General features: G+C 66.1%; 24 protein-coding genes. 8 read left to right on the forward strand and 16 right to left on the reverse strand.

Annotated features, from left to right (window positions below):
- Positions 1–63: 63 nt before the first annotated feature.
- The 8 genes from OG302_RS14580 to OG302_RS14615 all read right to left on the reverse strand — a co-directional run bounded on the left by OG302_RS14580 (position 64) and on the right by OG302_RS14615 (position 3,739).
- Complete coding sequence (locus OG302_RS14580; RefSeq protein WP_371527191.1) at positions 64–399, reverse strand: SpdD-like protein; 336 nt, start codon at positions 397–399, stop codon at positions 64–66.
- A gap of 24 nt (positions 400–423) precedes the next feature.
- The gene (locus tag OG302_RS14585; RefSeq protein ID WP_371527192.1) at positions 424–579 is read right to left on the reverse strand and encodes a hypothetical protein; all 156 of its coding nucleotides are present in this window, start codon (positions 577–579) and stop codon (positions 424–426) included.
- A gap of 29 nt (positions 580–608) precedes the next feature.
- Positions 609–803: a mobile element transfer protein gene (locus OG302_RS14590; RefSeq protein ID WP_371527193.1), complete on the reverse strand. Its 195-nt coding sequence runs from the start codon at positions 801–803 to the stop codon at positions 609–611.
- A 20-nt stretch (positions 804–823) separates the two neighbouring features.
- On the reverse strand, positions 824–1,471 hold the full coding sequence (locus tag OG302_RS14595; RefSeq protein ID WP_371527194.1) for a DUF2637 domain-containing protein: 648 nt from the start codon (positions 1,469–1,471) through the stop codon (positions 824–826).
- 77 nt (positions 1,472–1,548) lie between these two features.
- The gene (locus OG302_RS14600; RefSeq protein WP_371527195.1) at positions 1,549–1,731 is read right to left on the reverse strand and encodes a hypothetical protein; all 183 of its coding nucleotides are present in this window, start codon (positions 1,729–1,731) and stop codon (positions 1,549–1,551) included.
- The gene (locus OG302_RS14605) at positions 1,728–1,928 is read right to left on the reverse strand and encodes a hypothetical protein (protein ID WP_371750122.1); all 201 of its coding nucleotides are present in this window, start codon (positions 1,926–1,928) and stop codon (positions 1,728–1,730) included. The genes OG302_RS14600 and OG302_RS14605 overlap by 4 nt, the downstream gene beginning before the upstream one ends.
- A gap of 93 nt (positions 1,929–2,021) precedes the next feature.
- The gene (locus OG302_RS14610; protein WP_371527196.1) at positions 2,022–3,377 is read right to left on the reverse strand and encodes an FtsK/SpoIIIE domain-containing protein; all 1,356 of its coding nucleotides are present in this window, start codon (positions 3,375–3,377) and stop codon (positions 2,022–2,024) included.
- A 2-nt stretch (positions 3,378–3,379) separates the two neighbouring features.
- Positions 3,380–3,739 (reverse strand): hypothetical protein, encoded by a 360-nt coding sequence (locus OG302_RS14615; protein ID WP_367049111.1) that lies wholly within the window; start codon positions 3,737–3,739, stop codon positions 3,380–3,382.
- A 425-nt stretch (positions 3,740–4,164) separates the two neighbouring features.
- Here OG302_RS14615 and OG302_RS14620 point away from each other — a divergent pair, with 425 nt between their 5' ends.
- Positions 4,165–5,208 carry an XRE family transcriptional regulator gene (locus OG302_RS14620; RefSeq protein ID WP_371527197.1) on the forward strand — a complete coding sequence of 348 codons (1,044 nt, stop codon included), beginning with the start codon at positions 4,165–4,167 and terminating at the stop codon, positions 5,206–5,208.
- Here OG302_RS14620 and OG302_RS14625 read toward each other — a convergent pair.
- Together OG302_RS14625 and OG302_RS14630 are read right to left on the reverse strand one after the other, a co-directional pair.
- Entirely contained in the window at positions 5,192–5,983 is a 792-nt protein-coding gene (locus OG302_RS14625; RefSeq protein ID WP_371527198.1) for an NUDIX domain-containing protein, read from the reverse strand. The genes OG302_RS14620 and OG302_RS14625 overlap by 17 nt on opposite strands.
- A 121-nt stretch (positions 5,984–6,104) precedes the next feature.
- Positions 6,105–6,977, reverse strand: a complete 873-nt coding sequence (locus tag OG302_RS14630) for a nuclease-related domain-containing protein (RefSeq protein WP_371527199.1) — start codon at positions 6,975–6,977, stop codon at positions 6,105–6,107.
- An 882-nt stretch (positions 6,978–7,859) separates the two neighbouring features.
- Here OG302_RS14630 and OG302_RS14635 point away from each other — a divergent pair.
- Entirely contained in the window at positions 7,860–8,426 is a 567-nt protein-coding gene (locus OG302_RS14635) for a hypothetical protein (RefSeq protein ID WP_371527200.1), read from the forward strand.
- A gap of 199 nt (positions 8,427–8,625) precedes the next feature.
- Here the strand turns inward: OG302_RS14635 and OG302_RS14640 are convergent, their stop codons facing one another.
- The 3 genes from OG302_RS14640 to OG302_RS14650 all read right to left on the reverse strand — a co-directional run bounded on the left by OG302_RS14640 (position 8,626) and on the right by OG302_RS14650 (position 11,372).
- Positions 8,626–9,528 (reverse strand): S-4TM family putative pore-forming effector, encoded by a 903-nt coding sequence (locus OG302_RS14640; RefSeq protein WP_371527201.1) that lies wholly within the window; start codon positions 9,526–9,528, stop codon positions 8,626–8,628.
- A 13-nt stretch (positions 9,529–9,541) separates the two neighbouring features.
- Positions 9,542–10,396, reverse strand: a complete 855-nt coding sequence (locus OG302_RS14645) for a hypothetical protein (RefSeq protein ID WP_371527202.1) — start codon at positions 10,394–10,396, stop codon at positions 9,542–9,544.
- A 118-nt stretch (positions 10,397–10,514) separates the two neighbouring features.
- Positions 10,515–11,372 (reverse strand): HNH endonuclease, encoded by an 858-nt coding sequence (locus OG302_RS14650; protein WP_371527203.1) that lies wholly within the window; start codon positions 11,370–11,372, stop codon positions 10,515–10,517.
- Between the two features lie 342 nt (positions 11,373–11,714).
- Here OG302_RS14650 and OG302_RS14655 point away from each other — a divergent pair, with 342 nt between their 5' ends.
- Positions 11,715–12,920 (forward strand): restriction endonuclease, encoded by a 1,206-nt coding sequence (locus OG302_RS14655; protein WP_371527204.1) that lies wholly within the window; start codon positions 11,715–11,717, stop codon positions 12,918–12,920.
- Between the two features lie 568 nt (positions 12,921–13,488).
- The gene (locus tag OG302_RS14660; RefSeq protein WP_371527205.1) at positions 13,489–14,067 is read left to right on the forward strand and encodes a dihydrofolate reductase family protein; all 579 of its coding nucleotides are present in this window, start codon (positions 13,489–13,491) and stop codon (positions 14,065–14,067) included.
- Here OG302_RS14660 and secD read toward each other — a convergent pair.
- The 3 genes from secD to OG302_RS14675 form a co-directional block, all read right to left on the reverse strand.
- On the reverse strand, positions 14,039–16,456 hold the full coding sequence (secD, locus tag OG302_RS14665; RefSeq protein ID WP_371750123.1) for a protein translocase subunit SecD: 2,418 nt from the start codon (positions 16,454–16,456) through the stop codon (positions 14,039–14,041). The two genes, OG302_RS14660 and secD, sit on opposite strands and share 29 nt — an antisense overlap.
- A 1,805-nt stretch (positions 16,457–18,261) precedes the next feature.
- Positions 18,262–18,945, reverse strand: a complete 684-nt coding sequence (locus tag OG302_RS14670) for a response regulator (protein WP_371527206.1) — start codon at positions 18,943–18,945, stop codon at positions 18,262–18,264.
- Complete coding sequence (locus OG302_RS14675; protein ID WP_371527207.1) at positions 18,945–19,952, reverse strand: HAMP domain-containing sensor histidine kinase; 1,008 nt, start codon at positions 19,950–19,952, stop codon at positions 18,945–18,947. The genes OG302_RS14670 and OG302_RS14675 overlap by 1 nt, the downstream gene beginning before the upstream one ends.
- Positions 19,953–20,258: 306 nt before the next feature.
- On the opposite strand from OG302_RS14675, the gene OG302_RS14680 reads away from it, so the two are divergent.
- The 4 genes from OG302_RS14680 (at position 20,259) to OG302_RS14695 (ending at position 22,665) form a co-directional block, all read left to right on the forward strand.
- Positions 20,259–20,597, forward strand: a complete 339-nt coding sequence (locus tag OG302_RS14680; RefSeq protein ID WP_371527208.1) for a TraR/DksA family transcriptional regulator — start codon at positions 20,259–20,261, stop codon at positions 20,595–20,597.
- Between the two features lie 139 nt (positions 20,598–20,736).
- Positions 20,737–21,117, forward strand: coding sequence for a TraR/DksA family transcriptional regulator (locus tag OG302_RS14685; protein WP_371750124.1), 381 nt, complete (start codon positions 20,737–20,739; stop codon positions 21,115–21,117).
- Positions 21,114–21,968: a hypothetical protein gene (locus OG302_RS14690; RefSeq protein ID WP_371527209.1), complete on the forward strand. Its 855-nt coding sequence runs from the start codon at positions 21,114–21,116 to the stop codon at positions 21,966–21,968. The genes OG302_RS14685 and OG302_RS14690 overlap by 4 nt, the downstream gene beginning before the upstream one ends.
- 55 nt (positions 21,969–22,023) lie before the next feature.
- The gene (locus tag OG302_RS14695; protein ID WP_371527210.1) at positions 22,024–22,665 is read left to right on the forward strand and encodes a hypothetical protein; all 642 of its coding nucleotides are present in this window, start codon (positions 22,024–22,026) and stop codon (positions 22,663–22,665) included.
- Positions 22,666–22,667: the final 2 nt, after the last annotated feature.

Genomic DNA, 22,667 nt, shown 5'->3' on the forward strand with positions numbered 1-22,667 from the left:
GTTCGGACGGGAGGTGGCACCGGAGCGGACTGGACTTGGCGGTTGAGACCGCTCCGGAGCCGGTCAACGGCTGCGCTTGGCCTCGCCGTTCATCAGCGAGCGGATGACAAGCGCCACGATGGCGAGCGAGCCGGCGGTGATGGCGACCGCCAGGAGCATGGAGACCAGTACGGCGCCGACCACGAGCACGGCCGCGGTGCCGCCGACGACCACGGTCACCAGGGCGCCGGGGGTGAGCTGCACGGCCGGCCGGGCGGACGCCTGCGGGGCGGGGGCATGCTGGGCGCAGGCGCACGGGGCACTGATGTGGTGCTGCGGAGAGGCGGCGGCGATGGTGGTGATGACCGGGATGATTTCGCCGGTCGGGGTCTCGTTTACCGGCACGTGGGGTTTGAGCATGGGCTGAACTCCCTTCACGAGTGGCTACTTGATGGCGGTGTCGAGGGCCGGGGCGAGCAGGCTGTCGGCGAGGAGGTAGCCGCCGAGCAGCAGGACGATGACGAGCCAGAGCGGCGGGCGGGCGAGCTTGATGCCGAGGTAGCCGATGATCGCCAGGGCGAACCAGAGCGGGACGGACATGATCGGGTCTCCCTTGTCTGTGCGGCGGGTCAGTTCTTGATGCGGCAGCGGTGGCCCTTGGCCGCCATGCACACCGCGGAGTAGGTGACGAAGTCGGCCGACCAGCCGCACCGGTCGGCGGTGCAGGAGGCGATGTACGCCTTGTCGCCATCCCGGCCAAGGCCGCGGCCGATCTCTACGGGGCCGTAGGCCATGAGGCGCTGGAACAGGAATCCGTGCGGCATGACGTGGTCTTCCCTTCTGGTCAGCGGAGTTGGGCAGCGATTGCGTCCGCCATCGGGGCGGGGACGCCAAGGCGGGCGCGCAGGGTGTCGAGGTCGATCGGGGTTCCGGTGCGGGCCTGGTGGTCGTCGGCGAGCTGGCGGGCGTGCGCGACCAATGCGGCCGGTGCCTCCACAGCGGGTGCGGGAGGGACTTCGGGCAGAGCGGCGGGAGGTTCGGCGATGGGGAGCGCTTCCGGCTGCGGAGCGGGCTTGGGGTCGCGAGTCGCGGTGACCGGCTCTGGCTCGGGGGTGCGGTCGCCGGGTGCCGGGGTGGGGCTGTGAGCGAGGAGGGTGCCGCCGAGGAAGGCGAGTGCGGGCCAGCCGGCCACGCCGAAGCGCAGCCAGCCCGGAGGGTGGGCCAGGTCGAGGAAACCGGCGGTGGCGACGTTGGCGCCAAGCGAGGCCACCAGGGCGATCAGAAACCAGCACCAGGCCAGCCGCGAGGGTCCGTCACTGCGCAGCCGGCGCCAAGCGGCGACGAGCAGCAGGTCGACGGAGATCGGGTAGGCCCAGGCCTTCCAGCCGTCTTGTCCGGCAGCGGCAGCGAGGTCGTGCAGGTGGGCGAAGGACAGCGCTCCGGCGATCACGGCCTGTACGAGCACGGCATCCGGGCGGATTGGGGTGTTCACGTCGCTTCACCTCCTTCAAGGGGAGTTGGGCCGGGGCGGGGCGGGGATCAGGTCCGGCCGCCCAGCCCCGGTAGTGATCAGTTGGTGGGGGCTTCGCCAGATCCCAGGCAGCCCAGGCACAAGCCGTTCTGCTCTCCGACGACACGGCGCTTGCGGCCGACTCGGACGGGCCGGGTGACCTCCCCGGAGCCCTTGCAGGTCTGGCACTTCTTCGCGGCTGGCTGGGCGGGGGGCGACTTCTTCTCGGGCCGCGCGCTCACCGCTCCTCACCGGGGTGCTGAGGTCCGGCGGTGGGGTCGTAGCCGGGCGGGAAGGAGAAGGGCTCCGGGAGGGAGGCGGCGAGCGCGGTGCTCACCTCGGATGCAAAGTTCTTGTCAGCACCGGGGCGCTTGGCGTATCGGAGGAGATCCACGAAGAGCAGCACCGTGCGGCTGAAGTCGTCGCAGCGCTCACACATCGCGCTCACCAGTCCTTTCAGTTGCCTTTAGGCATGGCTGGGGTAGGGACCTGGCGCGATGCGGTCGCGCCGACCGGTGGAGCGAGGGAAGGTTCAGGCGGCTTCGGCGACGGGTTCGAGCGTCGCGGGCGCCTTGACGGTGTCGAGGTCGACGACCGGGCGGAAGCGGGCGAGTTCCGGGATCTCTGGGGTGAGAGCGGCGTGCTTGTTGCAGGCGCTCACGGCTTCGCGCATGGAGGTGTGCGGGGTGCGGATGCGTGTCCAGTCGCCGTTGGAGTGGCCGATCACGGCCATGCCGGGGCGATCGTTGCGGATCTGTGTGGCGGCGAACACCGCATGTGGGGAGACGTCTCCGAAGGCCATCTTCGCCGACGATTCGTCGTTGACCCGGTGGGCCATCCGACCGGTGAGCTGGGCGCGCAGCATGGTGATGCCGTCGCCGAGTTCGGAGCCGAAGCGCTGGCCGTAGATGTCGAGGAAGATGCCGGCGGCGCGGCCGAGCTGGGCCAGGCGGACCAGGGCGACGATGATGCGCTCACGGCGCTTCTTCTCCGCCGACGTGGTGAACAGGGCGAGTTCGGCGATCTCATCGATCGTGACCACCACCGGCACCGGGCGCAGCTTCTCGGGCAGGCCCCAAATGTTGGCGGTGATCTCACCGTCCGGGGTATCCGCACTGACCCGCTGCTCACGCCGGATCACCTGGTAGATCGCATCCATGCGGGAGACGAGAGCTTCCAGGAGATCGGCCGCATCGTCCGGGTTGTCCGCCAACGCGGTGAACCGGCGCGCCAGTGGAGCGATCTCGACGCCTTGCTTGCAGTCGATCCCGACCAACGCCACGCGCTGCGGGGCGAGTTCCTTGATGACCTTGCGTTGGGTGACGGACTTGCCCGAGCCGACCGCGCCCAGGGTGACCGAGTGCGGTACCTGTTTGTAGTCCCGGTAGTGCACCGAGCCGTTCTCACACAGCGCCACCGGAACCCGCAGCTCGGCTCGGTTGGTCTTGGCCGGCATCTGCACCAGCCTGAGCACGTCATAGCCGGTCGTCGCGACTTCCATGACACCGGGCTTGATCTCGCGTGAGGTGACCTGATGGACGCCGAAGGCGTGCCGCAGGCGGTCGACCGCGGCCGAGTAGTCGAAGGCGTCCTGCCCCGGAAGCATCCGAATCCGCAACCGCAGCCCGGTCCGTGTCGGCTTGATCCACAGCAGGCGCGGGACGCGTTGGCGGGGCGTCTGCCAGTTGAACATGCGGGCCAGCGCCAGCCGCAGCCGCGAAGCCGGCTCGGTCAAGTCGCAGGCGTCCATCACGGACGCGTACCGAATGCGGACCTTGACCGCGGCGAAGAGGATGCCAAAGGTCATCCAGTACCAGGCGGGGCGGCGCCACCGAAGCAGCAGCGCCAGCCCGGCAACGACCACGAGCGCGATCGTTAACCACACCATGATCAGGCCGCCTTCACGCTCTTGGGTGCCCCGACCGTCTGAGCGGTGACCGCGACCGCACGGAAGCTGATGCCGTGCCGCTTCTGGCCGTTGAACTCGTTCTCCCACGGTCGGGCGATCAGCCCGGTGAGTGCGACCGGCGTACCCATCGTCAGCTCACCGGAGATAGCTGACTCACCGACGGTGACCTTCACGACCTCTGCATTACCGTTCATCACGAACAGCACGTCCAGGGTCATTAGGAACTCGCCGGTCTGCCGGTCAGCCGCACGCTCCTGCGTCTTCTGGTTCGCGTACTTCGGCTGCGGAGGCTGAGCCACCATCAGAGTCGCGCCGACGGTGTCCACGGGGATCTGCTGCATCATGGAACTCCCTTGATTGAGGGGCAGGAGCGGCGGGCTGCTTGGCGGTAGGGCGCCGCTCCTGCGTGGTGTGGCGGAGCTTTCGACAGCTCCGGGCTCTCGTGTTCCCAACTGGTGCGCACCAGTAGATTGCATCTGGTGCGCACCAGTTGTCAACCACTCTCGCTATCTGGCTTCTGAACTCGCCTTCTGGCGACACCTAAAGAGAACCGCCAACCTCAACTCGCCGGTAGCCAACAGGGGTTAACCGGGTCTCTGTTAACCCCTGCCGACCTGCACCGATGTGCGGCATGCTTCTGTTAACAGGTGACGACGCCAAGTTGAGGGCGGTACAGGTGTCCAACCGGCTACGCGAGATCCGAAAAGCACGAGGCTGGTCACAAGATCGACTAATCCGCGAGATCGAGCGATTCGCACATCAGCACATGCTCGATGTGGCATCAACGGCGAGCCTGCGCGTCTACGTCTCCGAATGGGAGAATGGAAAGCGCCAGGTCAGCGAGCGATACGCACACATCCTGCGCCCGCTATTCGGGGTCACAGATGCGGAGCTCTTCGACCGCAACGACGGGCACGCTCCTGCTGTCGAGCCCGGCGGATACACCGAGTTGATGAGCCGGATCGACTCGGCCCGAAGTGTCAGTACCGCCATGGTGAAGACGTTCATGGATCAAACCGAGCTCCTACGCACCCTTGATCGTCAGATGGGCGCTGCAAGCCTCGTTGACCAGATGACGGGTCACCTAACGGCACTCGAAGAGGCCCTGACCTTCGCCGTATTGCCTGACGCTCGACGCCCCGTTGCACGAGCGCTTGCCGGGGCCGCAACCCTGGCAGCTTGGCAAGCTCTCAGCGCCGGCTCTGTCGAGCGGGCTTGGCGAAACTACGAGTTGGGGAAGCGTGCAGCGCAAGAGGCTGAAGAACCCATGTATTTAGCCCACGCCACGGCGGAGCAAGCGTACGTACTGAATGAGGGCGGCCGTCCTGAGATGGCGGTCCAACTGGTACGGGAAGCGCAGCGCCTAGGCGGGGAGCAGACCTCACCACGTCTCCGGGCATGGCTGTTCGCTGCCGAAGCCGAGCTGTGCGCCAAGGCCAACATGCCGGACGACTGCAACCGAGCTCTGGACAAGGCCATCGTCTCCCTTCCACCTGGAGACGAAGACCGAGATCCGGACATGCTTAGCATCTTCCTGAACAGCAGCCACCTTGCCCGTTGGCGAGGCAACGCACTCGCCATGATCGGCGACGCCAACGCTCTTGACAGCCTCTACACCGGGCTCCGGACAACCGATCCCACATTCGTCCGCGCGACATCCGGTCTGCGTTGCGATCTCGCTCAAGCACACCTTGCCCGCGGCGAGTTCAGCCAAGCACAGGAGCATCTACAACAGGCCCGCTTGCTGGCTAACCGCACTGGGTCAGTCCGACACCGCCGGCGAATCGAGCAGCTCACGCAGAAGCTCTAGACGACCCTCCGGCGCGCGAAGCCAGGACGTGCAGTAGAGCGACAAGTGTTCCCGAACCCATCAGCTCATCCCGAGCCATCAGCGCGGGAACGTCCGAGAGGGGCACCCAGGCGACGTGCCCCGCTTCCTCGATATCCGTGGGGTCACCGACGTGCGTGGCGCCCCGTCCGACGTAGATCTCGTGCGGGGAATCGACCATGCCCACCATGGGCTGATAGGTGACCACGTGTTCCAAGGATTTCGGGCGCCAGCCCGTCTCTTCCTCGAACTCTCGCAGGGCGGTCGCTTGCGGTTCCTCGCCATCGTCCACGATGCCGCCGGGTAGCTCCCATCCCCACTTACCCGGCACGAAGCGATAACGCCAGAGCATGAGTACACGGTCCTGATCATCGATCACAGCAGTGATTGCGACGTGGTGCAGCCGGACCACGTGATGTTCGAAGCGCTCAACGCCGGGCGGCTCGACGTCCACGAGATCCAGCTTCACCCAACGGTTGTCGTAGATCCGACGCTCACCATGGATCTGCCAGGGTTCGAGGTCTTCTGGTCGTTCGACGCTCACGGCGTGGACAGGAACCCGGTAGGAGCTTCGGACGTGCGACTCGATCACGCCTTCCGCGACGAGCTTCGCGAGTACGACGCGAAGCTGAGTCCGACCGATCTCCAGTTCCTTCTCAAGAGTGCGTTCAGAGGGAAGCTTCGCACCGGGCTCATACTTCCCCGACGCGACCCACTCGCGAATCGTCCGGTAGGCCCGCGCCGACTTCGGCCCCATGCAAGCAGCAACTCCTCAGATTCTCTGTCCGACTGCCAACCAGCACCAGCGTAGCCGCCCGATCTGACAGCGCACAGGGCTGATGGCAACGGTCGCGGCCCATCCTGCACCGGGGGTCACCTCATGCCGACAGCCAAGCGAGTCGATGCCGCGCGACGGAATGCACCATCTCGACCTGCCCAGGATCTAGTACCCCGCTGAGCGGTCCGAGCGCGGACACCTCCCGTTCGCGGTACACACGCACGGTGAGCTGAGTCGCTGCCTTGGCGAGATCTGTCACCCCAACGAACACGATGACGGGCTCGACCCGAAGAGGAAAGCTGACGTAGCGCTCCAGCACCTTCTGTGCCCGATGAGCCTCCGCCTTGCTCTTACGCGCGTATGGCTGGGGGCTGCCATGGTTCACACGCGCCATCTCGTCGCCGATCCACACAGCCTTGCCGTGGTGGTGCTTGGTATTGATGCTGAACACACCACCGGGGCCGATCAACAGATGGTCAATGTCCACGTCTCGGGGTAACGGCACCGAGTGCAGAACACGCCAGCCGCTTCGAGAGAGCCTCTGTAACTCGCCACCAACCCGCCGCTCACCGGCGAGTCCCTTGCGCCATGAATCCCACTCAGACTGACGCCTCAACAACCAGTCGAGGGCACGCTGCCCGAGGGTCTGGCCGCTCTCGTCAAGCAGCTTCCTGAGCGCAGCACCAGGAGGGTTCAACGCAAGGTCATCTGCCGGTGTCAGCTCAGGCAGCCTTGTTACCTCTTCTTGCCTGGGCCGTGTGCGCGGTGGTGCTGGCACTTCCGTCGGCTGTACCTCCGCGCGCACAAGTCGAGGCCGCAACATCTGCAGCGCCTCGCGGCGGTGGAGCTCAAGCAGGATCGTGACCTTGCCCGTGCGGCGATCAGCCCAAGCGACGGCAGTACCGTCCGGAAGATTCACATAGAGCCGATCGTGTCCATGCCGCTTCCAGTGAACGACCTTGAGATCACTCATGTCCGCCCCCACGCCAGTAGCTTCCCCACCGACATGGCAGCAGCGGACCACCCCCGCGGCAAGAGCGCCGAGCAGTCGCGGACAGAGTTTCCCTACTTAATCAAGGCTCGCTGCGCTCGCGGCCGCCAGAGTCAGCCGCGAGCTTCAACTACCCCTGGCCTGGGTCTTCCGTCCCCGGTGACGCGGGAGAAGCCCGCCGGGTACCGCCGCCGCGATCCGACCTAGGGAGGGGAAAAGAACCAGCAGCATCCGTAGGCCCGAGAAGCGCACGCCGAAGAACACCCCCATCAAGACCACCAGGCACGCGCCACCCAACGAAGTCGGGATCGATCCAAGGACCGAGGGGCCGCGCACAGCGCGGGGGCGCCGGCCGGCCGCCGCCCGCCGCTTCCATGTCTCCGCCACCAGCTGCGCGCGCCGTCCGTCCGTCGCCCCGGCAGCGGCCAAAACCAAGCACGGAGCCACAGGGCACAGGGGATTGCCGCACAGCAGGCCAGGGACAGCTTTGTGTTACCGATAAGGCCGGATCGCGGCGGCGGTACCCGGCGGGCAAACCCGCTACCTGGGCCGTTGCCCCGCGGCTGGGGCGGTCGGCTCCACGGCTTTAGGCAGCCACCATGGGGCGAGCCTCGAAGATCATGGCCCCAACGTCGTGCTTTAACGGGCAGGTCCACAGACTGCCCGACTCGCCATGAGCTTACGGGGCCATGATCACTCGCCCCATGGCAGCTCCCGCCCAAAGCCGCTCCACCGACCGCGCGGCAAGGAGTTGGGTGGTCGACTGGAGGTTTCCCGGGGGACGTTAGAGACCACCGGGCTCAAGTGGGCATTCGAGCTGAGAAGAAGGACACTGATCTCAGAAGGTCCTACTGAGGTGATCGTATGGACTACACCCTTCTCGGCGCGATTATCGCGTTCGTGGTCTTTATCGGGGGGATACTGCACCGTAGCGTTGAGGGGCGCCGCGAGGCCGTTCGCCAATCTGAGCAGTTCTACCTTCAGCACTATTGGGAAGTCCTCAAGAGCCTTCCTCCCGCCGCGTTGCTTGACACACCCAACGAGGAAAAGCCTCCAGTAGATCCAGACGATTCTAATCAAGTCGATCTCTACCGTGCGTGCGCCCTGTATCTGCGGCTGAGTGAGGACGAGTGCGAACTACGTAGACGGAGCGGCGTGTCTGATCAAACCTGGAAAAAGTGGGTCCTCGGCATGCGGCACCAGCTCGCCAGATGGCCGGTTCGTGACGTGTGGTGGCAGGTGCGTGACTCCTCCCACCCCGACATACCGTTGAAGCCCCAATTCGAGTACCTCAGGCAGGTTGAGGCACACAATGGCCGCTACGACTTCTGCGAGATGAATGTCCTCCGGCGGGCCTGGCACGGTCTAAGGCCCGGCTGGTGGTGGCGGTGGTGGCGACACAGTGTGCGCTGGGACGGCTCCGAGCGATAGACGCCGCTACGCCGATGGGCCTACGGAGCCGTTGCAGCACAGCGGCGGAGTGCAGCAACCTCTGCGTCAGACCACAGCAGGAGCCACCCGAGGGGAGAGCCGCTGAATTGGCGCGACCATTGAGCTCCACCGACCGTGTGGTGAATCTTGAATGTAAAGTCAATCACCCGATCGATAGCCAGAAAAATCTGTCAATATATCAGGCTAGCCCCTTGGACCGGGCCTGCTCTACGTAGTCAGTGACACTGACATGCATTACCTTCTCAGATTCGGACCGGAAAATTCTATAGAACCAGTCGGGGATCGCTGCGTTGACTTGCCGGATAGCGCATAGACGATCTTGAACTTCTCGACACTTTGCAGCAGAGGGTGACCGACGAGCATTCAATGCAGATTGCCAGATATCAGAGATCTTCGATTCGGCCTTCTCTTTAGCTCGAACGCTCTCCATATTGGACTTCCACATTTCGATGTACTCGCGAAAAGTAGGCAGAAGTGGCGTAACGACAGCGAAGATAGAGCTAGCGAAAGACAAGTCAAGAAAATAACAAACAAGAACAATGCCAGCGATCCAAGTAATAATCGCCGCCATGACGACTGCAGCCCAGCGGCGATGAGTGGAAACACCCCAAGCTAGGTTGCTGCGCTGGCACACAAGCACATCGAGCGGACGAGCCAGCGACCCGGTGTTGCCGTACCAGTCTTCAAGGTCTCCCCCCTTGTGTCGGTGTGCAGCTTCTACGACAAGCCCACTCGTAGGGCGGTCAGATAGGACACTATTCCAGGGCAGTTGGAAGATTGTGGTATCGAACTCCTCTTGTACGCTGGCAGCTTCCTTACTCTTCCTCTTCTCTCTCGCGCTTCCCACGATGCTGATCAGAAGGAGAACAACTGCTGAGCCAAAACCAATTGGAGCGCGAGCAGACGGGTAGCAAAGGGCCAACACCACACCCAACATCCCTGCCCCCACAACAGTGATTACTCTGGCATTATGGATCGCCTTGGCATCCGCATAAAGCCTGCGTTGCGCGGCCAGCAGACGTACGGATCTCTCCGAGTTCTGAGCCTCGGAGATAGGGGGATTTGTTGGCGCATAGGACATGTAAAGTATCCGCTCATCCGTAGGTAGGGAACCTGTTACCAAAGATGGAGCGCCAAATTCTGATGGCCTCACGATTATCTTCGATGGATGCTTTATACCAGGCCGTGAAAGCCTTGTTCTTGGTATCAGCAATCTGATTCTTTACCCTCAACGCCCGTGGAGCGCTTAGATACTCAGAAACGTCCTTACCCTCATGCCACAGCCAGTCCAGGGAAGATTCTGCCGTGACGAACCACTGATAGATAGCCCACCCAGTGTCATCCCAGTCGACGGCATCCATTTTTAGCGCAATCACTTCAAGGTGATAGCTCTGAATGCTTACATCTTGACGCCTATTCCAGTCTTTCATCATCTTCACGACTCGCCTGAAATTTGCACCACGTTCTGACGCCGCATCTATCATATGGCGAGTGTGAAGATTTGGCTTTGTCTCGATCCATTCTTCCCGGTTCATATCCGGGATGTTGTAGTGAGAAATGGATCCGTCGTCGTTGGTAACCCGAGATGCAGGAACGACGTCCACGTCTGGCCAGGACTCGAACCTCATGGTCACGGCTTGGCCGTTACGCCGCACACTGCCAGCTCCTGAGCCCAAGGCCGCCTTCACAGTCGACAGGACAGCGGAAGGTTTTTCATCTTTGATGTGCTTCCCAAAGTGCAGAACGAGAATTACATCGAGATCAGCATGCGCTTCCAAGGCCGTGAACCTTGGAATTGAACCCATTGGGAAACTGTTCAGAACATCCAAAGAGGTACCGATTCGACGGATGATCCAGTCTTTCCTGGTGTTTGCCAGAGCTCGATGATCGCCCGGGAGATTGATGGCAGCGTAGAACTGGTCAAAGGCGTAAGGCACTGTCCATACCACTACATCAGTCTACCCACGAGAGTCCTGCGACAGGAGGTGTTTCGGGAAGTAGCGGCCCTGACTGCAGGGGCAACGCATGCGTGTGATGCCCCTGCAACCCCGACGAACCGAGCTTGACTCAGTCTGAGTCTTCGTCCTTGCGACGCTTGCGATCGCGCTCGTACTTCTTGACCGCCTCAGGTGCGCCCTCTGACGGCCAGGGCTTACAGCCGCGGAGCTCGTAGGTCACCGTCGTGACGCCGTTCTCCTTGGTCCGATGAGGGACGATGTCCCATCCAAGGACGAACCGCAGTTCACGCAATCGCTTCTTGGGGTCTCCCTTGTGCGTGTCCCGCGCCACGATCTGGATCAGTTCGGCAGGCGTGAACTCCCCCTTTTCGGCGAAAGCCTTGAGCAGCTCTCCGATCCGCTCCCAGGGGTTGGGCCGGTGGATCGCCCGCGCCAGAGCATCGCCGTAGGGGTCCAGGCTCTTGAAGAATGCCTTCTTGCCGTTGTTGTGCGACTGACAGAGCGGTTCCAGGTTGTCCAGCTCCGTCTTGCCGCCCCAAGAGCGGGGCACGATGTGGTCGATCTGGAGCTTGGTGTCCTTCGGCCCCAGACCACACATCGCACAGAAGCGGCCCTTGATGGTGAAGACTTCGGCCTGGAGCTTGGGGGAAATCTTCGCGTTGTCGCCGGCAGGCGTCTCGCTCCAACCATCAAGCTTGTAAGCCCACTTGCCATCGCCTTCGCGACGGTAGGACTCGACCTTGAAGTGGTCACGCACTTCACGGAGCCGACGCTGGGTGTGCACGTTGCCCTTGCCGAAGACCTCGCGGGACCGCTCAATCCACTCATCCATGGTCGGCGGGTCGCTGCGCCGCTTCAGCAGGAAGCGAGCAGCCTCGGCCGTCTCCCGGCTCGTGAACAGGGTGTCGATCTCTGCACTGTCCCACTCGGGCAGCGGGCGTTCGGTCGGTTCGTTCTCGTCCGTCATCAAGGACCCCCTCCTCGCCGTCAGCCCCTGCGGCCAACAACGAGGAAGGTACAGGGCGGCATGTCAGCACGACAAGGCGTTTATCCATGCCGCACACCCCTAAAGTATCCCGTTTGGCGCTATGACCTGCGTGTTTCCTGAACCTGTGCCGCCGGAAAATTCGTCTTCGCCAGAAGATTCCGGCGGCGAGATTCTGCCTGGATAGATGCCGCCCGCACGACCAGACGACTAGCTGTCGCTCTAACGGAAGGCCGTCCTCGAAGGTGTCGAGCGCTGCGTGGTCGAGCTCAACGCCCGTCCGATCGGGCCAAGTTGTCAGTGGGTGCTGGTAGATCATGGAGCATGACTCTTCCTGTCACCTCGAAGCCGCACGTGGCGTTCTCTGACCTGGAAACCGCAGACCTGATCGTCGATGCCCTCTACGCGGGCGGCACGAGTGGCAACACGGGCGATGAGCCGATCTCCAAACTCATAAAGGGGGTTGGCAACCAGGGTGGATTTCGCTATGTCGGCTGGCCGACCAAAAGCAACGTAAAGCTGGCCGTGCTCTACACAAGCGGGGGCGAGGTGGACTGGCCAGACCATCTGGACGTAGAGACCGGCACCTTCACGTACTACGGCGACAACAAGAAGGCCGGCCAGAGCCTCCACGGCACGCCCCGAGCAGGAAACGTTCTCCTCCGAGACGTATTCACCGCCTCCCACGGAACCGCAGCCGACCGCGCCATGGTTCCTCCGTTCTTCCTGTTCGAGAAGGCTGGACCGGGGCGTTCGGTTCTCTTCCGCGGGTTGTTGGCCCCGGGCAGCCCCACCCTCACGTCAGACGATGAACTGACCGCCATCTGGCGAGCCACTGCTGGTCTGCGCTTCCAGAACTACCGGTCCCACTTCACCGTCCTCGATCACAGCCTGATCCCCCGCAGCTGGATTCAGCACCTTCTCGCCGGAGGGGATCCCATCGGCGATGGGTGCCCGGACGTATGGCGCACCTGGGTCGAGGGCCGGGTGTACCGCCCAATGCTGGCTCCGGCAACGACTGTCATCCGTTCCAAAGCTGATCAGCTCCCGAACGACTCCGCCGGAACAGCCATGCTGGAAGAAATCAGGGAGTACTTCCGCGGCCGCGAGCACGACTTCGAAAGTTGCGCTGTGGCCATCTGGCGACTGATCGCTCCAAACACAGGACCGGTCGACGTCACGCGCCCCAGCCGGGATGGAGGACGAGATGCCATTGGAACGTACGGGCTTGGGCCGTCCTCTAGCCGAATTGCGATCGACTTTGCCCTCGAAGCCAAGTGCTACGGGACTGCTAGCTCAGTTGGGGTCCGGGAAGTCTCGCGTCTGATCTCCAGGATCAGGCACCGGAACTTCGGCGTCCTGGTGACAACGTCTTACTTCCACAAGCAGGTCCAAGAAGAGGTCCACGAGGACGGCCACCCGATCGTTCTCGTGGCCGGCCGGGACATCGTCGACGCCCTGCGGCAGGACGGTCGTACTACCGTCGCTGCTGTCCGTCAGTGGCTGGATCAGAGCTTTCCGAAGCCGTAACTGCCTGACGTGGCACGCGGACTATTTGTGGACGGACGCGGCTGGGCAGACTACTCCTAGACTCCTGACCTGCTTAAACGCGTGTGTCGCAAGGGCCCTCCGGAGCCGTGTGCGCAGGTTCGAATCCTGCCGGGGGCACCCCTTATGAGGTGCCCAAAGACCCCGTCACCAGCGGAAACGCTGAGGCCGGGGTCTTCGCGTATGTGTGGGTCGTGCTTACAGCAGTGACTTGGACCTTGACGTCACCTGCGCCACCTGCGCCACCTGGAACGGTGTCGAGGTGGACGTGGCGACGAAGCTCCTGAACGGCACCGTGCGGCTGTCATGGACAGCGTCAGCGCGCCCGCCCGTGGGTGACTGACTGAGTGAGTTGCAGGTTTTTCTCGTGTCGGTTCGCGTGCTGCTTCTGCTGTGCTGGTCATGGGCTTCAGTGGGGGTGGATCCTGGGAAAGGCTTGTAGTTGATCAAGGCGTTCGGGGGATCCGAATCCAGGGGCGTGTGGGCGATGAGTCTCGGTGGGGTTGTCGGTCTGTATTTACGACATGCCATCAATCGCGAGGAGAGCGTCATGACCGCCACCTACACCTTCGACGTCTTTTCCAGCCTTGACGGCTTTGGGGGCGCCAGCGGAAATTGGACCGGCTACTGGGGCAAGCAAGGGCCGGAGCTCCTCGACCACCGTCTCGACCTGTACCGCGAGGAGCAGCGGATGGTTTTTGGGGCCAATACGTATCGGGCGTTCGCGCAGATGCTGGCGTCGAGCACCGAGGAGTCCGATGTGCGTGACCCGTGGGTCACGCGGATGACGAGCCTCCCGGCAATCGTTGTGTCGACGACGCTGGAGGGTCCCCTCGACTGGCCTGATGCGAGCGTCGCGAGTGGGGATGCCGTCGACGTCGTCGCTCGGCTCAAGAAGGAGTCCGACGTGCCGCTGCGCTCGCACGGCAGCCTGTCGATGAACCGGGCGCTGATGGCCGCCGGTCTGGTCGACCGCGTACAGGTGACGGTCTTCCCTGTGATCACCGGTCGGACCGGGCTGGACCCGATCTTCCGGGGTGCGGCCGACTTCGACCTCGAGCTGATCGAGCAGAGGACGCTCGACGGCCGCACCCAGGAGCTCATCTACCGGCCCACCCTGCATGGCTGAGTCCAGCCGTGCGTCCCGAACGGCCCCTCTTGGTGCGGTTGTTCAACTCTATGGCCAGGGGTGCGGCCGTGAACATGGAGGAGTACGTGCCGACCGCCAGGCCGATCAGGAGAGCCAGGGCGAAGTCGGTCAAGGAGGCGCCTCCCAGGGTTGCCAAGGCCGTGAGGATGAATGCCGCGCCCATTCCTGTGTTGATGGTGCGGGGCAGGGTTTGTAGGAGTGCCTGGTTGGTGGATTGGGAGAAGGCGCGCCGGGGGGTGGGGGTGCCCTTTGTGGGGGTGGGGGTCGGGGTGGGCTTTGTTAGTTCTCTGATTCTGTCGAATACGACCACCGAGTCGTTCACCGAATAGCCGATCACCGTCAGGAGCGCTGCCAGGAAGACGCCGTCTATCGGTTTGCCCAGCCAGGCGAAGATGCCGATGAGGATGACGACGTCGTGGGCCAGGGCGGCGACCGCGGCTGTCCCGAGCAGGAAGCGGAATCGGGCTGCCAGATAAGCGAGTTGGGCTGCCAGCGCTATTGCGAGGGCTGTGAGGGCGCCTTGGCGTAGTTCCTTGCCGAGGCTGGGGCCGATCGCTTCGTCGCGGAGCTTTTTCGGGCGTTCGTCTGTCAGGTTGGTGATTGTTGTGGTGAGTTTGCCCGCCTGAGGGTTCGTCAGGGGTTGGGTGCGGACCGTTAGGTGGTGGAGGTTGTTGTCGTCGCCGCTGCCTCTGCTGCTGCCGGTTTTCTGCACCACTGCCTCGGGGAAACCGGCTTCCGCCAGGGCCGTTCGGGCTCTTTCGGGGGCGATGGGGGTCTCGGTGACGTACTCGATGAGGCGGCCGCCCGTGAATTCGATGCCGAAGTCGAGGCCTCGTAGGGCGATACCGGAAGTGGCCAGGACCAGCGCGGCCGCGGAGGCAGCCAGCCATCTCCGGGGGTGGCGCATCAAGTTGGGGTTCGCGCGCGTGAGCCGGGCTCGGACGGTGCCGATGCCTGCGATGCCTGTCAGGGCGGGGCGGCGGCGTATGGCTGGGCGGGCCGCTGCGTAGTCGGCGAGGGCGCGGGTGATGACCAGGGCGCTGAACATCGAGGCCAGGACGCCGATGCCCAGGGTGACGCCGAAGCCTCGTACGGGGCCTGATGCGAAGAGGAACAGCAGGCCCGCGGCGATGAGCGTGGTGATGTTGGAGTCCGCGATCGCGCTGAAGGCGCTGCGGAATCCTGCGGCGAGGGACGACCGTGGCGTCGGGCGGTGCCGGGCCGCGTACTCCTCGCGGGCGCGTTCGAAGACGAGGACGTTCGCGTCTACCGCCATGCCGATGGCCAGCACGAAGCCGGCGAGGCCGGGCAGTGTGAGGGTGGCGCCGATGGCGGCCAGGGCGGCGTAGGAGATGAGGCCGTAGGCGGCCAGGGCCACGGTGGCCAGGACGCCCATGAGGCGGTAGACGGCGATGATGAAGAGTGAGGTCAGCGCGGCGCCGATGGCTGCGGCCCAGATGCTGGCCGTGATGGCCTGCTCGCCCAGGCTGGCTCCGACCGTGCGCTGCTCGATGATCTCCACTGGTACGGGGAGGGCGCCGCCGCTGATGAGCAGGGCCAGTTCGCGGGCCTCGGTGTCGCTGAAGTTGCCGGTGATCTGTGTCGAGCCGCCGCTGATTCCGGTGCGGCACGGGACCGAGGGGTCTACCTGCGGCGAGGAGATGATCTTGCCGTCCAGGACGATGGCCACCCGGCGGGCCGGGTCTCCTGCTTGATGGCAGGCGGCCTCGCCGGTCAGGCGGGCCCAGCCGTCACCGTTGTCGCCGTCGTCGCCGCCCGGGTCCCTGAAATCGACGGTGACATGCCAGCCGGCGCCGGCCTGCTGGTCGAAGCGGTTGGTTGCCCCCTCGACGTCTTTGCCCGTCAGCGAGGCCGGCTTGAGGTGCAGGAGTTGGCCGGACTCGTCGGGGAGTTCTAGGGGGGTGGGGGTGGGGGTTGGAGTGGGGGTGGGGGGCTCGTCTGCGGGGCTCTTCGCTGGGCCCAGCACCTGGTGGAACGTGAGTTCGGCGGTGCGGCCGAGCATGTCCGCCGCCTTGCTGGGGTCCTGTGCGCCGGGCAGCTCGACAACGATCCGGTTGTCGCCGGAGCGGGCGATGGTGGGTTCGGCGACACCTAGCGCGTCGATACGGCCGCGCAGCACCTCCATGGTGCGGTCGGTGGCCTCTTTTCCTGTCTCGCCCGCCTTGCCCGCCTCGCCGGCCTCGCCGGCCTCGCCTGTGCCGCTTGTGCCGCTTGCGTCTGAGGTGGCGGGGCGGGTTTCCAGCACTAGTTGCGTGCCGCCGCGTAGGTCGAGTCCCAGTTGGACGGGCACGGTCAGGGCGACGTAGAGGGACAGGACTACTGCGGCCAGGGCCAGTAGGGCTCTGATGTACGAGGGGCGGGTCGCGGCTCGGCGTGGGGGGCGGGTGACGGCTCGGGGTGGCGGGCGGTTGGTGGTTGGGCGCCGGAGTGGGTGGGTGGCTGGGCGATGCGGGCGTTTCGCGTCGGGGTTCAGGGAGCGGTTCGCGTTCGCGTTCGCAGAGCGACTCGCGTCGGGACTTGAGGAGCGGCGGTTCTCGTCCGCTTCCGGGTTCGGAGAGCGGTCCGCGGCCGGGCTCGGGGAACGGCTCGTCTCAGGGCGCGGGAATCGGTTCGCCTCCGGACTCGGGGAACGGTGCACCTCCCGGTTCGAGGAGCAATTCGCCTCTGGGCTCGGGGAAGGATTCACCTCCGGGCTCGGAGAAGGATTCGCCTCTGGGCTCGGGGTGGGGTTCACCTCCGGGTTCGGGGAAGGTTTCGCCTCTGGGCTCGGAGAAGGATTCACCTCCGGGCTCGGAGAAGGATTCACCTCCGGGCTCGGAGAAGGATTCACCTCCGGGCTCGGAGAAGGATTCACCTCCGGGCTCGGAGAAGGATTCACCTCCGGGCTCGGAGAAGGATTCACCTCCGGGCTCGGAGAAGGATTCACCTCCGGGCTCGGGGAAGGATTCGCCTCTGGGCTCGGGGTGGGGTTCATCTCCGGGTTCGAGCAATGGTTCGCGTCCGCGTTCGGGGAAGGGTTTCCGTCGGGATTCGGGGGGTTCGCGTCAGGGCGCGAGGGTCGGTGCACGGCGGGCCTCCGGCAGGCATGCCTCGGCCAGGACAGTGGCCGCGGTCAGCGGATGGAAAGGGAGATTTCAGATGCCGGGAGGGGTGGGTGGCGCGCGTACACCGGGAGAGCCCGCTGCCTCTGGGGAGGCGGGTGGGCGTATCGCTGACGGTGGCGTCCATGCGGGCCGGGAGGGTCGACCGGCGGCCGTGCTGGATCGGGCCGGCGCGGCAGAAGGTAGCGGCGACGGGCGCTCGCCGGTGGTGTCGCGAGGGCCTCGGGTCGCGGCGCTTGAGACCGCGGAGTCCCCGTCGTCTGCGTGCGGCGCGCTGTGCATGGGCGCGGCGTCGGCGGTTGACCCTGCGTCGGGGGTAGGCGTCGTGTGGGGCTCGGTGCGTGGGTGGGCGGATGCGGCAGTCGCTGCCGGAGCCCGCCCGCCAAGTTCCTTTACAGGAGGGGTAGTTGGCCCTGTAGGGAGCTTGCCGCATTCCTGTGCCGTTGCGGCCGTCAGGGTCGCGAAGACTCCGCTGCACGCCTGCGCGGAAGCAGCGGGGACGCGCGGTACGGGTGAGTGTGCGTCGCTGTGTGCCGAGGGGCCCAGCAGCGTCGTGAGTACGGCAAGCAGGACAGCCAACACCGCTGCCGGGATCGGGCCGATCGCACTCAAGGCGGTGCGCGGGACGGTGCGCGAGGAGCGTGCCACGTTCCGTCCCCTTTTCCTGTCTATATCCGTGTTCGTGCTGGTGTCCGTGTTGGTGCTGGCCGTCGGCCCCTTCGGAGCCGTTCAGGGCCTCAAAGCCCGGCTGGGGAGTGGCAGCCAGGGCCTTGAGGCGGTCGGGAGGGGCAGGCCGAGGCCGGGTTCGGTCGGGCTGGGCCAGCCGTTGGGGCAGGGCAGCCGAGAGTGGCCGACCAACGGAGCAGGGAGACAGGGCAGGTGGGTCAGGTAGGGGCCGCCGGGCTACCGGGCAGGGCCGGCGTACCGATCGAGTGGGACAGAGTGGACGAGCCAGATGGACCGGACGCCTCCGGCGGCCAAGGTCGGTGGGTGACCGAGCGCGTAAGGCAGCGGGCAGGGGTGACGAGTGTCCTGCGGCAGAGGGGGGAGGTCAGGGTTCGATCAGGCCTGCTCTGATTGCGTAGCGCGTCAGTTCCAGGCGGTTGCGCAGGCCCAGTTTGTGCAGCAGGTTCGCTCGGTGCCTGTGGACCGTCTTGATGCTGATGAACAGCATTTCCGCGATCTCCTTGGACGAGTGGCCCTCCGCCACCAGCTTGAGGACCTCCTCCTCCCTCGCCGTCAGCACCTGGTCCGGCGGTTCCTCGCCCTGGCGTACTCGGTCGAGGTAGTTGCGGATCAGCGCGGTGACCGCTCCCGGGTACAGGAACGGCTCGTCCCGCATTGCCGCCCGGCACGCCGCGACCAGGTCCCGGTCGGCCACCGACTTCAGTACGTATCCGCTCGCGCCCGCCTTCAGCGCCTGGAAGAAGTACTGCTCGTTGTCGTGCATCGTCAGCATCAGCACGCGTACGCCGGGCTTCAGCGCGGCCAGTTCGCGGGCGGCCTGCAGGCCGGTCATCCGGGGCATCGCGATGTCCAGGACCGCCAGGTCGACCTCGTTCGTGCGGGCCAGGGCGATGGCCTCCGCCCCGTCCCCGGCCTCGGCGACGACCTCGAGGTCCGGCTCACCGTCGAGGATCAGCCGCACCCCTCGACGCACCAGCGCGTGGTCGTCCGCCAGGAGGATTCGGATCCTCGGTGACGTGGTGTCGGTTGTGGTGTCGGTCGTGCTCATTACTGCTTCCCGGGGGTGGGCGGGGTCGGCGACGTGGGCGGGGTCGAGGGAGTGGGCGTGGGCTGTGCCCGCGTTGGCACCTTCAGTCTGGCCCTCGTTCCTGCCCCCGGTCGTGACGTGACGTCCAGTGCCGCCCCGATGAACAAGGCCCGTTCGCGCATCCCGCGGATCCCCGCCCCCTCGTGGGCGATCCCGGTCCCCCGGCCGTCGTCCTCGACGGACAGCACGACCGCGCCGTCGGACCGGGACAGGCTCACCTCGACCCGGCCCGCGTCGGCATGCCGGGCCGCGTTGGTCAGGGCCTCCTGGGCCACCCGGTACAGGACCAGTTCCGCCTGCTGATCAAGCGGCGGCAGATCGGAGTCGAAGCGGCGTACCACCCGCAGTCCCGCGTGCGTGGCGAACTCCGTGGTCAGCGAGGTCAGGGCGCTGATCAGACCGAGGTCGTCCAGTACGCCCGGCCGCAGCCTGCGCACCAGGCGGCGTACTTCGTCCAGGCTCCCCCGGGTGATCTCCTGCGCCTGCTGCAGCTCGCCGCGCAGGGGTTCGTCCGCCCCGTCCGACGCCCGTTTGAGGGACAACAGGACCGCGGTCATGGTCTGGCCGACCTCGTCGTGGAGCTCCTGGGCGATACGGCGCCGTTCGGATTCCTGCGCGAGCAGCACGCGGGCGCTGCTGGCGGCCCGTTCCTGCTCCAGCCGTTCGAGCATGGCGTTGAAGGTGCGGATCAACTCGGCTGTCTCACCGCCGCCCTGCTCCGGCAGCCTGTGCCCGGGGCGCAACAGGTCGACCGTCGTCATCAGCCGGGTGAGCCGCTCCAGCGGGGCCAGGCCTATCCGCAGCAGGGCCGCGTTGGCGACCAGCATGACGGCCAGGCCTCCCACGAGGATGACCGCCTCGGTCAGTACCACCGGTACGGAGACGGTCACCGGCGCCCACAGCAGCAGGGCGGTGGCGCTCCCGAGCACCACCGCGTTGAGCGCGAAGATCCGCCAGAACAGGGACAACGGGGTGGCGCCTTTCTCTCGTAATCACTCGTGCTCGCTCGTAATCACTCGTGCTCGCTCGTGCTCGGGGGCTCGGGGGCTCGGTCTTGATCGGCTGCCGCCCAGCCTGCCCGTTTCCGTTCCGTCCGTCGATGGGGTCCAATGCCCATTTCCTGACCTCGGCCTGCCCACGCCCGGGTGGGCCACCGGCCCCGCAACAGATGGGTATCGCGCCCGATGGGTTTTACGTCGCGTACCGGCGACGGTGGGGGCATCCACGCCCCGCCACCCCTGGCGGCGGCCTCCTCGCCGGAAGAAGGACCCGCCATGTCGCTCGACACTCCCGCGATCGAAGCCCGCACCGAGCGTCTGACCCCGCACGACGCGCGCCGGCGCCTGGAACACGAACGTGCCTCCCGGCTGACCCAGTTGCGGGCCATCGACGAGGCGGGGCACGAGGCCGGGCACGAAGCGGAGGAACAGGTGATGTCGGCGCAGAAAGACACCATCGAGCGGGTGCTCGGAGAGATCGAGGCCGCTCTCGCCCGCGTCCGGGACGGCAGTTACGGAACCTGCCCCGGCTGCTCCAAGTCCATCCCGGTCGAGCGCCTGGAGATCCTGCCCTACACGCGGTTCTGCGTCCCCTGCCAGCACAGGGCCGACTGACCGGTCGGCCCTGTGACCGACTGTCGCTCGCTCTCCGTCTCCCGCCCTGCCGAGCCCTGCCAGGACCTGCCCGAGGGGTGAAGTGGTGAACCAACAGACCAGCCAGATCGTCGACGACCGAAGTACGCAGCCCTCCCGCCTGTCCCGCCCATCCCGTCTGTCCCGCCCATCCCGCCTGTCGCCCGAGGACCTCGCCTCCCTGAGCGAGAACCTGCGCGAGCAGGCCCTGTTCCGCCGCGAACAACTGCAGCAGCTCTCCGCCTCCGCGCTGACCCGTACGGACGCGCTCCTCGACCGCCAGAGCCCGTCCCGGACCGAGGTCCGTGTGAAACTCGCCGCGTCCGCCCGCATGGTCCTCGCCGACGTCGAGGCGGCCCTCGGACGCATGGACCGCGGCGACTACGGTGCCTGCCACCTGTGCCGGCACCCCATCGACCGCGAGCGCCTGCTGATCGTGCCGCAGGCCCGCTACTGCGCTCGTTGCGCCCGCTGCCAGCAGGCCCGAGGAGCCGACCGATGACCTCGGCACCCTCGACGCCCTCGACGCCCGTGCCAGGGCGGCACCGCTCCTGGCCCTGGTGCCGCCAGTGCTCCGGCATCGCCCTCGACCTCGGCAGTGCCCGGACCCGCGCCTGGACGTCCGGACGGCGGATGATCCTCGACGTCCCCACGGTGACCTTTCACGGCGGTGGTGCCGTGTATCCCATCCGGCGCGGCGCCATCGTCGACACCCCCGGGACCGCCCTGATGCTCGACCGGCTGCTCGGCCACCGGCTGCCCCGCTTCGGACGCCCGTTGCTCATCCTGACCGCCCCCGTGCTGGGCGGAGTCGCCTACCGGGCCGAAGCCCGCGTCGCCGTCGAGGTCCTCCGCCCGCGCGCCGTCCTGACCATTCCCACCGCGCGCGCCGTGGCCTCGGCCGTCGACGCCGATCTGTCCCGGCCCCTGCTCGTCGTGGACATCGGCGCCCACCTCACCGAGGTCGCCCTCCTCTGCGACGGCGATGTGATCGACGCACGGCACACCGCCCTGGGCACCAGCGACGGAGACGGACCGGCTCCGTCCACGCCCACCCGGATCACCGACTCCGTCCTCGCGATGGTGAGCGCGATGCTCGAACAGGACCGCACCTCCCGGACCATGGAAGCCCTCCGGCGGGGTGCGCTGCTGGCCGGGGGCGGCGCGCTGCTTCCCGGCATCAGCCGCGGTCTCGCCGGTGCGCTGCACGCTCCCGTCCAGCCCGTGCCCGCCCCGCACACCGCCGCGGTCCGCGGAGCCTCGAAACTCCTCCGGGCCGCCCACGCCCACCCCTCCGCGACCGACAACCGCACTGCCGCCCACACCGACGCCGACACCACCCGTCCCCGTTAGTCCCGGCAGCCCGACCAACCAACCTCCCCATATCTAAATATCTAAGGAGCCTCCCGTGGCCGGCCACATCCCCCCGGCACAGCCGCCCCCTGAAGAACACCAAAACCCCCGGACTCCCCACCCCCTCCTCTGGCGCTGGCGGCGCAATCCCCTGCGCCGCCGCAACGACCTCGTCCAGGGGTGGATCGCCGTCGGCCTCTTCCTGGCCGTCGTGACCGCCACCCCGGCCACCGTCGTCCTGGTCGGTGACACGGCCCGCCGCCACATCGAACAGACCGCCCGGCACCAGGCCGACACCCGGCACCGCACCACCGCCGTCCTCGTCCACGACGCGCCCCGCCACCCCGAACCCGGTTCGGCCGAGGCGAAGAAGGTCCGGTACCCGGTCACGGTCCGCTTCACCGACCGCCACGGGCACAGCCACACCGCGCGGACGGACGTCGAACCCGCCCTGTCCGCCGGGAACTCCGTCCGCGTATGGGTGAGCGACGACGGGAAGGTCACCGAGCCGCCCCTCACCGAGGACGAGGTCCGTGACCACACCATGGGTTACGTCGTCCTGGCCGCCCTCGCCGTCCCGATCCTGGGCGCCGCCGCATACGCCTGCGCCCACCGCAGGCTGGAGCGGCACAACCTCGCCCGCTGGGAGGCGGCCTGGGCCCGTACCGCCCCTCGGTGGACCACCACTCCCCCTTGACC

This window comes from Streptomyces sp. NBC_01283 (assembly GCF_041435335.1).
GTDB lineage: Bacteria > Actinomycetota > Actinomycetes > Streptomycetales > Streptomycetaceae > Streptomyces.